Annotated in this window: 13 protein-coding genes and 2 pseudogenes; 5 read left to right on the top strand and 10 right to left on the bottom strand. The window is 59.8% G+C overall.

Features of this window, described 5'->3' with window-relative positions:
• Nucleotides 1-165 precede the first annotated feature (165 nt).
• Together tnpC and tnpB are read right to left on the bottom strand one after the other, a co-directional pair.
• Nucleotides 166-1730 (bottom strand): annotated as a pseudogene (gene tnpC, locus J2X43_RS29325) (IS66 family transposase).
• A gap of 81 nt (nucleotides 1731-1811) precedes the next feature.
• Nucleotides 1812-2095, bottom strand: a pseudogene (gene tnpB, locus J2X43_RS29320) (IS66 family insertion sequence element accessory protein TnpB).
• Between the two features lie 277 nt (nucleotides 2096-2372).
• Here tnpB and J2X43_RS29315 point away from each other — a divergent pair.
• On the top strand, nucleotides 2373-2903 hold the full coding sequence (locus J2X43_RS29315; protein ID WP_310300984.1) for a porin: 531 nt from the start codon (nucleotides 2373-2375) through the stop codon (nucleotides 2901-2903).
• An 820-nt stretch (nucleotides 2904-3723) separates the two neighbouring features.
• Here J2X43_RS29315 and J2X43_RS29310 read toward each other — a convergent pair.
• Together J2X43_RS29310 and J2X43_RS29305 are read right to left on the bottom strand one after the other, a co-directional pair.
• Nucleotides 3724-3981: a cyclic nucleotide-binding domain-containing protein gene (locus tag J2X43_RS29310; RefSeq protein ID WP_310300982.1), complete on the bottom strand. Its 258-nt coding sequence runs from the start codon at nucleotides 3979-3981 to the stop codon at nucleotides 3724-3726.
• A gap of 381 nt (nucleotides 3982-4362) precedes the next feature.
• Nucleotides 4363-5304: an AraC family transcriptional regulator gene (locus J2X43_RS29305; protein WP_310300979.1), complete on the bottom strand. Its 942-nt coding sequence runs from the start codon at nucleotides 5302-5304 to the stop codon at nucleotides 4363-4365.
• 91 nt (nucleotides 5305-5395) lie between these two features.
• Between J2X43_RS29305 and J2X43_RS29300 the strand changes: the two genes are divergently transcribed.
• Both J2X43_RS29300 and J2X43_RS29295 read left to right on the top strand, forming a co-directional pair.
• Nucleotides 5396-6367, top strand: coding sequence for an oxidoreductase (locus tag J2X43_RS29300; RefSeq protein WP_310300976.1), 972 nt, complete (start codon nucleotides 5396-5398; stop codon nucleotides 6365-6367).
• Entirely contained in the window at nucleotides 6364-6624 is a 261-nt protein-coding gene (locus tag J2X43_RS29295; RefSeq protein ID WP_310300972.1) for an SDR family oxidoreductase, read from the top strand. Before J2X43_RS29300 ends, J2X43_RS29295 begins: the two co-directional genes overlap by 4 nt.
• A gap of 166 nt (nucleotides 6625-6790) precedes the next feature.
• Here J2X43_RS29295 and J2X43_RS29290 read toward each other — a convergent pair whose 3' ends face one another.
• Both J2X43_RS29290 and J2X43_RS29285 read right to left on the bottom strand, forming a co-directional pair.
• A complete protein-coding gene (locus J2X43_RS29290) occupies nucleotides 6791-7777 on the bottom strand; it encodes an NAD(P)H-quinone oxidoreductase (RefSeq protein WP_310300969.1) in 987 nt (328 codons plus the stop codon).
• Nucleotides 7778-7789: 12 nt separating this feature from the next.
• Complete coding sequence (locus J2X43_RS29285) at nucleotides 7790-8326, bottom strand: hypothetical protein (protein WP_310300967.1); 537 nt, start codon at nucleotides 8324-8326, stop codon at nucleotides 7790-7792.
• Between the two features lie 116 nt (nucleotides 8327-8442).
• On the opposite strand from J2X43_RS29285, the gene J2X43_RS29280 reads away from it, so the two are divergent.
• Nucleotides 8443-9357 carry a LysR family transcriptional regulator gene (locus J2X43_RS29280; protein WP_310300964.1) on the top strand — a complete coding sequence of 305 codons (915 nt, stop codon included), beginning with the start codon at nucleotides 8443-8445 and terminating at the stop codon, nucleotides 9355-9357.
• Nucleotides 9358-9391: 34 nt separating this feature from the next.
• Here J2X43_RS29280 and J2X43_RS29275 read toward each other — a convergent pair whose 3' ends face one another.
• A complete protein-coding gene (locus J2X43_RS29275) occupies nucleotides 9392-10336 on the bottom strand; it encodes a LysR family transcriptional regulator (RefSeq protein ID WP_310300961.1) in 945 nt (314 codons plus the stop codon).
• A gap of 61 nt (nucleotides 10337-10397) precedes the next feature.
• On the opposite strand from J2X43_RS29275, the gene J2X43_RS29270 reads away from it, so the two are divergent.
• Nucleotides 10398-11321, top strand: coding sequence for an SDR family NAD(P)-dependent oxidoreductase (locus J2X43_RS29270; protein ID WP_310300958.1), 924 nt, complete (start codon nucleotides 10398-10400; stop codon nucleotides 11319-11321).
• Between the two features lie 64 nt (nucleotides 11322-11385).
• Here the strand turns inward: J2X43_RS29270 and J2X43_RS29265 are convergent, their stop codons facing one another.
• The 3 genes from J2X43_RS29265 to J2X43_RS29255 form a co-directional block, all read right to left on the bottom strand.
• Nucleotides 11386-11832: a carboxymuconolactone decarboxylase family protein gene (locus J2X43_RS29265; protein ID WP_310300955.1), complete on the bottom strand. Its 447-nt coding sequence runs from the start codon at nucleotides 11830-11832 to the stop codon at nucleotides 11386-11388.
• Nucleotides 11833-11926: 94 nt separating this feature from the next.
• A complete protein-coding gene (locus tag J2X43_RS29260; protein WP_310300952.1) occupies nucleotides 11927-12364 on the bottom strand; it encodes a cupin domain-containing protein in 438 nt (145 codons plus the stop codon).
• A gap of 13 nt (nucleotides 12365-12377) precedes the next feature.
• Complete coding sequence (locus tag J2X43_RS29255; RefSeq protein ID WP_310300950.1) at nucleotides 12378-13130, bottom strand: NAD(P)H-binding protein; 753 nt, start codon at nucleotides 13128-13130, stop codon at nucleotides 12378-12380.
• Nucleotides 13131-13141 lie beyond the last annotated feature (11 nt).

The raw sequence follows: 13141 nt of genomic DNA, 5'->3' as shown, positions 1-13141 counted from the left end.
ATTCTCGGTCAGGCCCTTCGTGCCATCTTCAGTGCCGCCGCTAACGTAAACCAGTTCGCCCTCGGAGATGTTGTCCGAGTTTGCGGTCAATTCTTCGATCAGTTCGAGGTTCTCGCCGATCATGCCGGCGACTTGGCTGAGTGTGTAGATGAACCGAGCGTGCCATCAGGCGGCCTTGTATGGAGCGGTTGCTGGCGTCCAATTCCAGGGCAGCAGGTCTTCAATTCGATCCTTTGGATGATCCTGGATCCGGGTGAGGACATCTGTCAAATACCCCTCCGGATTATGGCCGTGCAGTTTGACCGTTTCGATGATGGTCAGGATGTTGGCGATGCGCTCACCGCCCTTGTCCGAGCCGGCAAACAGCCAGTTCTTCCTGCCGATTCCAAGCGGTCTCATTGCTCGTTCAGCAATGTTGTTATCGATCTCGACCCGACCATCATCGAAATAGACGCTCAAAACCGCCCATCGAGACAGGGCGTATCGCATCGCCTCGGCCAGCCTCTGCTTCTGTGGCAAAGTTGAGAGTGTCGCCTCGATTCAGGCCTTGAGCTCGTGCAGAATGGGCCGGGCATGGTGTTGGCGCAAGGTGCGCCGCTCGTCAGCCGACATGCCTCGGATACGGTTCTCAATATCGTAGAGAGCGCCGATGCGCGACAGTGCCTCCTCAGCGATCGGAGAAGGCTTCAGCTTGATCACATCATGGAACTTGCGGCGCACATGCGCCATGCAGGCGGCTTCAATGATCTGGTTGCCGTAGAGTTTCTTGTACCCGCCATAGCCGTCGGCATGCATGACGCCGCTGAAGGTGGCGAGGTGGTCAGCCGGATGCGCGCCCTTGCGGTCCGGGCTATAGTAGTAGGCAATGGCTGCGGGAGTGGTGGCTCGATAGCCACTGCCGTCGAAGACGTAAACCCAGACTCTGCCGGTTTTGTCTTGCCCCGCCCAGGGTCGAGAACATCGACGGGGGTATCGTCCGTATGTATTCGGTCAAGCGCGGCGATATGGGCCCTGATAGCCATGACGAGAGGCGCCAGCAAAGCGGATACGCGGCCGACCAAGTTGGCCATAACGGATCGGGAGATGTCTATCCCCAATCGATCGTACATCTCGGACAGGCGGTAGAGGGGGATATGATCGTCGAATTTTGTGATCATGATATGGGCGAGCAGCCCCGGTCCGGGTTTGCCGCGCTCGATCGCCAAGGTTGGCATCTCGCCAGCCACTATCGTATTGCATTCCCTGCAGATCATGCTCTTTTCGACATGCCGGACAATCTTAACTGACGCCGGCACGTGCTCCAGCACCTGGACCACTCTGTCGGCAGCCTTCAGGAACGAAATGCCACCGCAGGTCGGGCAATTGCACGGAGCCGGATAGACCAGTTCTCCGGTGGTGAGATCATCGGGTAGAGGCTTGCGCTTCGGCTTCTCGGATGCGTCGTCCAACTCCGGCAGAGGAGGTTTCCCGGAGCGTAGTTCAGCTTCGGCACGAGAGGCCTCGATCTCCTCCAGCATCAGCTCGAACTGCTCGATCTTCCGGTCGATCTTTTCCGAAGACGCGCCATGTTGCCGATGTCGAAGAAGTTTCAGTTGCGCGCGAAGAAGCCCGATTATGGAGTCTCGCTTGATGACCTCGGCTTCCTGGCTTTCAAGTTTCGCCGCCTGTTCCGCGACGAGTGCGCGCAAAGCAGTGAGCTCGTCCTGACTGTCCAGCGGCGCTGTTTCCATACCCGCGAAGCTAGCCGATTTGCATCTGACGTGCCAGCGTTAAGCCTTGGATGCCCCCGCAAAATATGGCTTTTATCCCGTTCAGCCGGGAGCGGACGTCCACGCCGGGCGTCGCCAATCAATCCCCTCAACGAGCATGGAAAGTTGCGCCTGCGTCAGGTGCGCTACACCCTCTTTCGCTGTCGGCCAGGGAAAGTACCCGCGCTCCAAATCTTGTAGAATAGGCAGAACCCCTGGCCGTCCCACCAGAGAAGCTTGATCCGGTCAGCGCGCTTTCCGCGGAAGCCGAAGATCGCGCCCGAGCCCGGCGCCTCCTTCACGGCCGTTTCGACCAGCGCCGATAGGCCATCGATGCCACGCCGCATATCCGTCACTCCGCAGGCCAGGTAGACCCGCACATTCCCCGATGGCCCGATCATGCCACCTCCACGCAAGCGACGAGCGGGCCAAGCAGCTTCAACTCAACGTCAACCGGGACCTTCAAGCTCCGACCGTTTCGAAGCACGATCTCGACGATCGCCGGCCTCGTTGCTGCGGTAGACGGCTGGCTTACGCCAACGTCCTCGGTGATTTCCACCGGGAGGAACCCGTTGGCCGATCGGCATAGCTGAATGATTGCCGCCACAAACGGATCTGGCCCGGATGAATGTCGTTCCGGCGCGCCACATCGCCGCGGACCACGCGAAGGCAACCGCTCAGGCCGTCGTCGCCATCGGAAGGGTCGTACGGCGTCAGGCACTCATCATGGGATTTAGCGACACGTTCGCTGTGATTGGTGGAGTGTTGGCAATCGCGGCTAGGACTGGAACGTCCTTCGGGGGACCTTTTACCACCGGCGCAGACGACTACAGCACCAGTCTCGGATATGACACTTCCGTCGGTGGCAAGGTCGGCGGGTACACATGGGCCGTGTATGGAGGATATGATAGCGGCAACGATGAAGGTGCGGTGACCGCGCGGGTCGGCACCGATATCGGACAAGGCAAATTCGACTTCGCGATCCTTTGGTCCAGTGGACTGGGTCGAGGGGCGAACGGCGGTAACGCTTACGACAATCTCGGAGAGTGGGGCTTCATTGCTCAGTACGCTTTTGTAAACGACAAGTTTTCGGTCACCCCGGCCGTGCAGTATAATCAAAACATCACCACTGACGAGTTACTTGTTGATCGATAGGCAGCCTTGAGGGGCGTAAACGTCATGAAGCAAACATGTGCAACAACCGTTCGGCATTCTAGCAGTGTTCGTGTTTCGAACCAGGTCGACTGCGCCAGACGCTTTGAGTCTGGCGAATATCGAAGGCCGCTCGGGTGAGGTTGCACCCCGCGTCACATCGAGTTGGCAGCTTCGCGGAAACGTTCAGCGCCTTTCTGACCGCCTCCAGCCCATCCAGCTGCTAAAGTTTTCCCAGGTTAAGACGATGCCCGCAAAGGTGATTAGCAGCGGCGGGATTCCGAAAGCTAAGGCTGTAAAGAAGCTGTTCTCACGGATTAGGCAAACCGAAGTGTAGGCTCCGGCTAACATCATCACGAGACCGACAATCGTTGATAGGATATGCCGCATAATGACCTTCCATTGCGAGACCGCGGTCTAGGACACACTGCGAGCCTCGCCTTTGCCTACCACGAAAGGTGAGGGCGGCTCTTCCCTTGAATCTCTCGTCCGCCGTTCAGGTTCGTTGGGGTGAATGCTAGCGTACTGTTGATGGGCGGAAGGCGGACATCACCACTTTGAGAGAATTTCATCGTTCTCTTCCAGGAGAACCGCGCCGGCTAACCCATCCCGACCAAACCAATCGGAAGCAGGATGGCGGCGAGCCCCGGCAGACTTCAGATGTTACACTCACAAATCTTCCGAGGCATCGAACAAGTGCCTGATCCGGTCAGCGAAGGAGTATGTCTGCTGCTTCGGAGTCTTTACCAACTCGGCCATGACGTGGTGATCATGCTCGGTGTGACGATGGGAGAGGGCCCGCAACTGATCCCGTAACCACGGCTTATCGCCAAGGATCGGGCGTAGGAGTTCCGAGGGTATCTCGTAAGCGACCACTGGTGTCAGGGTCCGCTTCGACGCCGTTTCCCGGCAAACTCGACAATATGCTTCGTTCGCCAAAGCAGTCATGCGGAGCAAGACGGGTGAGTTCGACCACCTTCTCGGCAAGCTGCCTTTCGACGACGACAACGCCAGTCCGCACGATGAACAGGCCGTGGCAAATCTCGCCCTCCGATACGACCATGGTATCCTTGTCGAACACTCGCCTCACCAAAGTCTCCGCCACCTTTTCCTTTTCGTCATCAGAGAGCGCCGCGAAAATCGCGATGGAATTGACCAGCCGCCACGGCGTTCCCCTGGACTGGGCTTCCGTACTGTGGTTGGGGGATATTCAGGAAAGCCGGCAGTCGACGCCATTGCCAAGTTCGACGCACGAGCGTGGCGAAAGACGAGATCGAAGAGTTCGTTCTTGGCATCTACGAATGTAAATTCAGTAGCTTAGAATGTGAGGGGCGATAGTTCGAGTCTGTTCGAGGCGCACGATGCGGAGTGGGTTCAATTTGAAAGCGGTCGCAAACAATGATGACTTGCTGAAATTCTGCATCTCCCGGCGCACTCGTTCAGCCAAGTGGCAAAGCGGCAGTCAAGAGTTGACCGTCCCAACATGCATTGCGTCGCGATACAGACTACGGTAACGCGCGGGTGATTGGCCAAGCGCGCGGCGGAAGCTGGCAGCAAAAGCGCTGTCAGAAGAGTAGCCGAGCGACTGTGCAATCCGTGGCAGTGGCTCGTTGCCACGCCGCAGCCGGGCCGCCGCAAGCCGCATCCGCCAGCCCACGAGATAGTCTATCGGGGATGCTCCGACGGTGGTGCGAAATTTCTCGGCAAATCCGGAGCGGGACTGGCCAGCAAGAGACGCGAGTGCCTCAACCGTCCAGCGGTGCGACGGATCGGCGTGTATTGCCCGCAGTGCCGGCGCCAGGCGGGCATCCGCAAGGCCGGCGATCCAGCCGGGATGCTGCGATGTCTGGCGCGCCATGTAGGCACGCAGAACGTGGATAAACACCAGCCGCAGCAGGTCGTTGCATGCGATGCGAGCGCCCGGTGCTGCGCTGTTCCACTCCAGGTCCAAATATTCGAGCAGCCAGCCAATCGGTCCGGCCTCCTCGCGGTCGACAACTACGACCGGCGGCAGTGCGTCGGTGAGGAGTGATCCGTCGACGGTGTCGAGGTTGACGCTGCCGCCGAGCAGCACGAAATCCCGGCCATCGCCCACAGAGACATCGAGATTGCCCCCGGCGAACACCTCTGCCGCCGCAACCGCCTTCACATTGGTATCGCTGCAAAGCGTAAACGCCTTGCCGCTGACCACAAGACAATCGCCCGCTTCAATGCGCAACGGCGCCTCTCCCTCCGAGACGAGCCAGGCACCACCTTCGCGGATCGCGTTGAATTTGAGGTAGCCCGGTGGTGGAAAAGCAACAGACCACGAGCCTCCGGCGGCAAATCGCACAGAGAATAGCGCCCGCGCATCGATGGCGCTGAGCACGTCGGACAGGGGATCCTGGATGTTTTGGACGATCACGACAGAAATCTGGATCCTACAGGCTGGGGGCTCCGAAAGTCTATCCGATATAGGGAGCGGGCACCAGAGCCATAAATGAAGGAGTAACGACATGTCCGAACAGAAACCCATTGGATCTCGTTTCAACGCATCCAGCACGGCACGCGAGGTCACCGTAGGTGTCGATCTTTCCGGTAAGACGGCGATTGTCACCGGCGGCTATTCCGGTCTCGGCGTTGAGACGACGCGGGCACTCGCAGGTGCCGGCGCTCGTGTCATCGTACCAGCCCGCAATCGCGAAAAGGCCGAACGCACACTTGCCGGTATCGACAATGTTGTTATCGAAGCGATGGATCTTGCGGATCCCGCATCGGTTGCCGCCTTTGCTGGCAGGATCGTTGTGGCGGGCATGCCGATCTCAATCCTGGTCAACAGCGCCGGCATCATGGCGACGCCGCTTGCCAGGGATCAGGCTGGGCACGAGAGCCAGTTTGCCACCAATCATCTCGGCCATTTCCGACTGGTTGCAGGTCTGTGGCCGGCTCTTGTCAAGGCGGACGGCGCGCGGGTGATTTCGGTGTCGTCGCGCGGGCATCAAATCGGCCAGGTCGATTTCGACGATATCGATTTCAAGACGCGCCCCTATGACAAGTGGCGGGCCTATGGCCAGGCGAAGACGGCAAATGCTCTGTTCGCGCTGGAACTTGATCGCCGCGGAGCCGCGCTTGGCGTGCGGGCATTTTCGCTGCACCCCGGCGTCATCCTGACTGATCTCGCCCGCCATCTGAGCGAAGACGAGATCAATTCTTTCGATGTCTATGACGAGAATGGCAATCGCCGGGTGGATCCATCGCGCGATCTCAAGACGCCGGAACAAGGGGCAGCAACAAGCGTCTGGGCAGCAACGCGGCCCGAACTCGACGGTATCGGCGGTGTGTATTGCGAAGATTGCGAGGTAGCCCTGCCGCAGGCGGAGACGGATGGCACCAAAGGCGTGGCGCCATGGGCCATGGATCCACAGGCTGCTGGACGGCTCTTGCTGCTTTCGGAGCAGTTGACCGGCTTGTCAGTAGGTAATCGTTGAGGCTGAGCGCATATCGGCACACGAGCGCTTTGGCCCTTGATCTGGCTCCGCGGCGCATCACCGTCAACAACATCCAACCTGGTCCAACGGACACTGACATGAACGCCGGCGCCATTGAGATGTTGTTTGACCGCAGCCCTTTGAAGCGCGTTGCCGACCCCAGGGAAATTGCGGGAATGGTGTCCTATCTCACGGGTGCAGACACGTCCTTCATGACTGGATCGAGCCTGACAATCGACGGAGGCTGGACGCTATAAATTCAGCGCTCCAGGGGTAGGGCCGTTGACAGCGGCCCTGTCCACCACGCCGGCATCTTTCATCCTGCAAAAGTCTGCTGGGCAAAACTCACCGCCGGTCAATCTTTTGGCTTATCGCGGTACAGTTCGCGAGTTCCACTCAGTCCAAGAGCTCACGTATCCGGCATCACCCATGAAAATCGCCAAGAACGATCTTGCCGAACACTCCGCCGGCTTCCATCCGGCGATGGGCATCCGATGTCGCTGAGAGCGGATACAGTGCCCCGACAACGGGCTGAAGTTCTTTGCCCATCATTGGCAACACATCGTCCCTGAACCGGCGGATCATTGCTCTCTTCTCTGAGCGCGATCTTGATTTCATGACCGTGCCAAGCAATTGCAAGTGATTGTGAAGAAAAGCCCCGAGCGGAATGATGGCGTTGTCATCCCGCCCCAACAGGCCCACTTGGACAAGCCGACCACCGGGAGCAAGACTACGAATGTTGCGAGCGAGGTAGGACCCGCCGACAAAGTCGATGATGAGATCGACCCCGCGAGACGCCGTCGCATCGACAACTTCCGCCTCGAAATCCACCCGCTTGTAATCAAAAACAGCATCGGCGCCAAGTGACAGCACGTTGTCGATATTGCTTGCCGAAGCAGTGGCCAGGACAGTGGCTCCGGCAGTCCTTGCAAGCTGGACGGCAGCCGATCCGATGCCGCCTGCTGCAGCATGAACGAGGACGGTGTTACCTTTTGCGACGTGTCCGAGATGGGCAAGAGCCTCCCAGCCTGTGACGAAGCTTTCCATGACTGCGGCAGCCTCCATGAAGGACAAGCCGGCCGGAATGACAACTGCCATTCCACTATCGACGCGCGCATACTGGGCATATGCGCCCCCACCAACAATGCCCATGACACGGTCTCCGACAGCAAAACCGCTAACGGTGTCTCCAATGGCCACGACTTCGCCAGCGACCTCCAGCCCGAGAATAGCGCTGTCCCCGTAGCTTTGCGAGCCATAGACGCCTTCGCGTTGAAGAAGGTCGGCGCGGTTGACGCCAGCCGCCATGACCTTGATCAGAAGATCGTCTGGGCGCAATTCGGGCATGGGTGCATCGTCGAGGCGCAGAACATCCGCGCCTCCGAAGTCATCGAAGATGATCGCCTTCATTTGGATATCTCCTTACTTGGAAAGGGCCCGGCGGGCGATGCTTGCAGCAAAGAGAGGGGTTTCACGACTGTTGTGGTCGCCGCCTGCGGCCTGACGGGCTGCTGCAGCATCTTCGAACTTGATGCTGTGCTCGCTGAGGAAAGCCATGAACACATCCGTCGGGTGGGCGGTAACCTTGTTGGTATAGCGGGTCCTGCCATCGTCGATCTTCTCGGCAATCAGTTCCCAAACGACATTGACCTGAGTCCGGCCATTGGCTGTGAACACATCGGAGATCGAGTTCATGCGGCAGTAGGCAGGCTCGGCGACCTCGGCCACATAATGCTGCACGACGAGGCCCGAGCCGATCTGCTCAACATTGATCGACATGCGACGACCGTCGTCGGTCCATGTGACGCCGGCTGCAATGTGATCAGGCGGGCAGCAGCGCAGGTATTCGACTTCCGGCAGGGTGAAGAGCCAGTCGGCAATGTCGATCTTTTCGAACGGGACGTCGATCTCTGCGGAATAGGCGGACTGGGAGAGAATTGTGTCTAGGACCTTGACCATTGGAGTGTTCCTTCTGTTTGTTGGGCGACCGCCCGTTGATGAGAAGGAAGATGCTCCGGATGCCCGCAGATGATAACGAACTGAATGGTCGAAACGGTTTTGCGCTGTAGGCAAAGATGAGAGACCCACGGTTCGCTGAACATCTTGCTGTTTACGTTGACGTTGTCCGCACAGGGAGCTTCTCAGCTGCCTCTCGGCGGAGGGCTGTCACGCCTTCGGCTGTCGTTCGACAGATCGATGCGCTCGAACAGGACCTGGGCGTTACTCTCCTTGTTCGCTCGACACGGGCGTTGTCATTGACGGACGCGGGCCGTCACCTGTTTGAACGCGCCCAGCGCCTGCTCGATGATTTGGCCGATACCCATGCCGAGGTTGCCGCCTTCGATAGTGCGGTCAGCGGCACGCTGCGGATCGCTTGTTTCCCGACTTTCGGAAAACGCTATGTTATTCCTGTTCTCGCATCGCTATCCCATCAACACCCGGGCCTGCATGTCGAGCTGGATCTTACCGAGCGGCTGGCTGATCCCGTGGCCGAACGGCTCGACCTGGTGGTGAGGATGGGGGAGCTTGCGGATAGCTCCCTGATTGCCACGAAGCTTGCTCCGCTTGACCGCATCCTCGTTGCAAGCCGTGGCTATGTCCAACAGCATGGCGAGCCGGAAGACGAGACTGCGCTCCGCCATCATCGCCTTCTCGACAAGCTCCATGGCAATGATCTGCTCGGATGGTCTGACATTCTCGGAAGCCCCGCCGGCGAAGCCTGCAAGCAGGTGGCTTTCCGGTCCGATGATTTTGAAGCGCTAAACAGCGCCGCGATCGCCGGAATGGGAGTGGCCTTTTTGCCAAGCTGGGTTTCGGGCCCCTCCACGCAGGCAGGTGATCTCATCCGGCTGAAACTCCGTGGCGAGCGATGGAACGAGCGATCGTCAGGCATCTATCTCCTACGTGCCCTCCAGGTGCCGTCTGCCAAGGTCAGGGCGTTTACGGAAGCGCTCAAGGCCCATATCGGCACACCGCCGCGGTGGGGTTGAAGTGGAGCCTTTTCGTGTGACGGTTCGATTCTCATCAAGAGTTCGAATTCGACGGCTGCGATCTCAGAAAGTCGAGAAACGCACGCACACCCGTACCGAGGTGGCGATGTCTCGGGTAGTACAGGCAAAGGCCAGGATAGGGCGGGGTCCACTCGGATAGCACCTGCCGGAGTCTCCCGTCGGCGAGTGCATCCGCCGCCATCCACCGCGTCACGTAGGCGAGACCGCAGCCGTCCAGAGCCGCGGCCAGAAGAAGTCGGGACTGGTCGACGACGAGGTTGCCGGTCGTCGCCACGACCACATGTTCGCCGCGACGCTGAAACTCCCACCGATAGATCGTCCCGCTCGCCATGCGAAGCTGGATGCACTGGTGCATGCTGAGATCCGACGGACTCTCTACCGTTGGCCCTCCGTCGAGATAGGCAGGCGACGCCACGACGATATGCTGCTGGTCCGGGCCGATCGGGATTGCGACCATCTCGCCGGGAACGAGTTCCGCCGCGCGGACTCCGCAGTCGAAGCCTCCCTCGGCGATGTCGACCAGTCGGCCCTCGGATTTGATCTCGAAGCGCACCGCAGGATTGAGCTTCATGAAGCGCGTCAACAGCGGCATCAGCACCTGATCGGCGGCGTTGGCATCACAGTTGATCCGTACAAGCCCGGACGGCGAGGCGGCCTGTTCGTGCAGTTCCTCGACCGCGAGTCCGATTTCGCTGAGCGCCGGCATGAGCCGCTCCGCAAGTCTCCGCCCAGGCTCTGTCAGCGATACGTTCCGCGTCGAACGGTGGAAGAGCTTTACCTTGAGACGCCTCTCCAGTCCGGCGACTGCGTGACTTAGTGCCGACGGCGTCTGGCCGAGAACTCGGGACGCGGCGCGAAACCCTTTGTGCTCAGCCACGGCAAGGAAGGCCGCTAGCTCGCCAGGGGGGAGCAAGCCGACTGTACGAATTAACTCATCATTGCGTGTAGTCTCAATCATCTAGTTCACGAATGCCACGTGCTTATCTTCGGGACAAGTCGATTACTGAAGGAGTACGACCATGACTTTACCTATACCGTTCGGATTTTCATCTACGGCCGCCAACGTTCTGGAAGGCGTCGAGCTTGCCGGCCGGAACGTCATCGTAACCGGAGGAGCAGCTGGCATCGGGCTGGAGACGAGCCGAGCTCTTGCCGCCGCAGGCGCGGCCGTAACCATTGCAGCTCGGCGTCCGGACGAGGCCGAGAAGGCACTCGCTGAGCTGAAAAAGAGTATGCCCGAGGCTCGGCTGCGTGTTCGCCGGCTCGACCTCTCCGATCTTTCTTCCGTCCAGGAATTTGCTGAGAACTGGAACGACCCTCTGCACGTCCTCGTCAACAATGCGGGCGTCATGGCCATTCCGGAAATCCAGCGGACTGCGGAAGGACGGGAGATGCAGTTCGCCACAAACTATCTGGGGCATTTCGCACTGACGCTAGCGCTGCGGCCGCATCTAGCCAAGGCAAATGGTGCCCGTGTCGTTTCCGTCGCCTCGACTGGCAACCTGTTCGCGCCCGTGTTCTGGGACGATCCGGACTTCCGCTTCATTCCATACGATCCGCTGCTTGCTTATGGGCAGTCGAAGACAGCCTGCATCCTGCTGTCCGTTGGGATCACCAAGAACTGGGTTAGCGACGGGATAACGTCCAACGCGCTCAATCCCGGAGCGATTGCCACGGGGCTTCAGAAGCACACCGGAGGCCTGCGAACCCCCGAGAATTTGCGCAAGACAACAGAGCAGGGGGCAGCCACGTCGGTGCTGCTGGCGGGTTCGCCGTTCGTCAAAGGCATTTCCGGTAGATATTTCGACGATTGCCAGGAGGCCTCGGTCGTTGACGAGCGCGGACCTGGACCCTTCAAAGGCGTGGCGAGATACGCCGTTGATGAGGACAACGCGGACCGGCTCTGGGAGATGGCGACACGGATGCTGGGATTGCCTCTGTGAGCGGAACACCCTGTCGACCTGGACGGACCGGCAGGGTGTTCGTCGAGCGATGACCGGACGCTGATCAGGCCTTGGCCGCCACCGGAAGCCGGAATGGCGCGCCCAAGCGGTTGAAGGCGTTCATCGCGGCGATCGTGATCGTCAGATCGACGAGATCCTTCGGTTCGAAGGCTGACGCGGCTGCTGCATAGGCCTCGTCCGAGGCGTGGGTCTGGCTGACATTCGTGACTTCTTCAGCCCAAACCAGTGCTGCTCGTTCCTGCTCGCTGAACAGGTGAGGCACCTCGTCCCAGACCGGAACAAGCGTGATCTTATCGACGGACATCGTCTTGCGCAGATCGCGACTATGCATGTCGATGCAATGGGCGCAGCCGTTGATCTGCGACACGCGCAGGAAGACGAGATGAATCAGCTCTTCAGGCAGGTTCGTTTTCTTGGTGACGTAGTGATGGACGCCGAAGAGCGCCTTGGCACCCTCGGGGGCGACTTCGGACCAGTTCATGCGGGTCATATCGTTTTCCTTTCTCGTGGACACGGTTCTCCGTTCGCCGGGTAAGCCGTCGTTGCTTGTGCAGTAGTTGAGGAGGTAGGTCTGGTAGCTAGCGCTACGGCTTGCGCGGCGTCGTCAGGGCGTCGTCATCGGTGTCGACGACGAAGACAGCGAGCAGCTTCGCTGGCTCGGTCTTGCTGGCGTTAGCGCTGACGTCGTGGCGGTCGCCCGGCAGCTCGGTGAAGTTCTGACCGGCGAAGAAGGTCTTCGTCTCGCCACCGTTCACGGCGCTTAGGATGGCGCCTTCGAGAACCGTCGCATAGATCAAGGCGGATTTTGCATGCGTATGAGCGGAACTGTAGCCGCCGGGGCCGTACTCGACGAGCACGCCCTTGACGCTCTTGCCTGGAACGTCCGGGAGGGGATGCTCGTAAACCAGCGTCACCTTTGCGTCCTTCGTGTCGAACGCAAGTCCAGGCTTGACGACGTCGTGAGCGGAAGCTGTGGCCAGAGAGACCGCAAGTGCCGTAGCGGCATAGAGGATGGTCTTCATGATTCTTTCCCTCCTATGTTCTGAGCCACTCGGCGATCGTGATCGCGCCCTTGATGTAGTCTCCGCTGGGAACCAGTGAGCCGGCGACAACGGGAGCGCCGAAGTAGTCGACGGCCGCGTCGGCTTTGACCGGACGAGCGTCGCCCTTGGCATCGAGATAGGTCCGGATGAAGGATTCGAACGGTCCCCGTTCAGGCCCGGCAAGATCGACGGATCCGTTCTTCGCCTCGCCGAGTGCTGCTTCAACCAGGGCCGCGGCGACGTCGTTGGCCGCGATCGGCTGGAAGTCGATATCCGGCACTTCCACCGCGCCGTCCGCCGCATAAGCGCCGGCAAGGGTCTCGATGAACTCATGGAACTGCGTCGCGCGGACGATGGTGTAGGCCTGGCTGGATGCGGCGACGGTCTCCTCCTGCGCCAGCTTGCCGGCCATGTAGGGATTGGCCGCGAGCTGATCGGCGTTGACAATGGAAAGGACGACGTGATGGCGCACGTCCGCGGCCCGTTCGGCGCTCGTCAGATTGCGGCTCGACTTGTCGAAGAAGTCGGTGATGACTGCTTTGTCGAAGGACATCATGTTCGACACGTCGATGACGGCGTCGGCGCCCGCAAGGGCCTCGGCCAGTCCTTCTCCAGTATAGGCGTTGATGCCGTTGCGGGAGCTTGCGGCGACGGCTTCGTGGCCGGCGTCCCGCAGCAGTTTCACTGCCTTTGAGCCGATCAGGCCCGTGCCGCCGATGACGACGACTTTCTTCAACTTGCTCATGTTGCTTTCTC

The sequence above is a fragment of the Rhizobium sp. BE258 genome, from assembly GCF_031457345.1.
GTDB lineage: Bacteria > Pseudomonadota > Alphaproteobacteria > Rhizobiales > Rhizobiaceae > Rhizobium.
Note: the sequence above shows the minus strand (reverse complement) of the source record. Positions and strands in the feature narration are given on the sequence as shown.

Bases quoted from the DNA above. Each gene is read 5' to 3' on its own strand.
- J2X43_RS29280 (WP_310300964.1), top strand. From the start codon at position 8,443: ATGAGAGACCCACGGTTCGCTGAACATCTTGCTGTTTACGTTGACGTT.
- J2X43_RS29300 (WP_310300976.1), top strand. From the start codon at position 5,396: ATGTCCGAACAGAAACCCATTGGATCTCGTTTCAACGCATCCAGCACG.
- J2X43_RS29290 (WP_310300969.1), bottom strand. From the start codon at position 7,777: ATGAAGGCGATCATCTTCGATGACTTCGGAGGCGCGGATGTTCTGCGC.
- J2X43_RS29275 (WP_310300961.1), bottom strand. From the start codon at position 10,336: ATGATTGAGACTACACGCAATGATGAGTTAATTCGTACAGTCGGCTTG.
- J2X43_RS29285 (WP_310300967.1), bottom strand. From the start codon at position 8,326: ATGGTCAAGGTCCTAGACACAATTCTCTCCCAGTCCGCCTATTCCGCA.
- J2X43_RS29255 (WP_310300950.1), bottom strand. From the start codon at position 13,130: ATGAGCAAGTTGAAGAAAGTCGTCGTCATCGGCGGCACGGGCCTGATC.
- J2X43_RS29260 (WP_310300952.1), bottom strand. From the start codon at position 12,364: ATGAAGACCATCCTCTATGCCGCTACGGCACTTGCGGTCTCTCTGGCC.
- J2X43_RS29315 (WP_310300984.1), top strand. From the start codon at position 2,373: ATGAATGTCGTTCCGGCGCGCCACATCGCCGCGGACCACGCGAAGGCA.
- J2X43_RS29270 (WP_310300958.1), top strand. From the start codon at position 10,398: ATGACTTTACCTATACCGTTCGGATTTTCATCTACGGCCGCCAACGTT.
- J2X43_RS29265 (WP_310300955.1), bottom strand. From the start codon at position 11,832: ATGACCCGCATGAACTGGTCCGAAGTCGCCCCCGAGGGTGCCAAGGCG.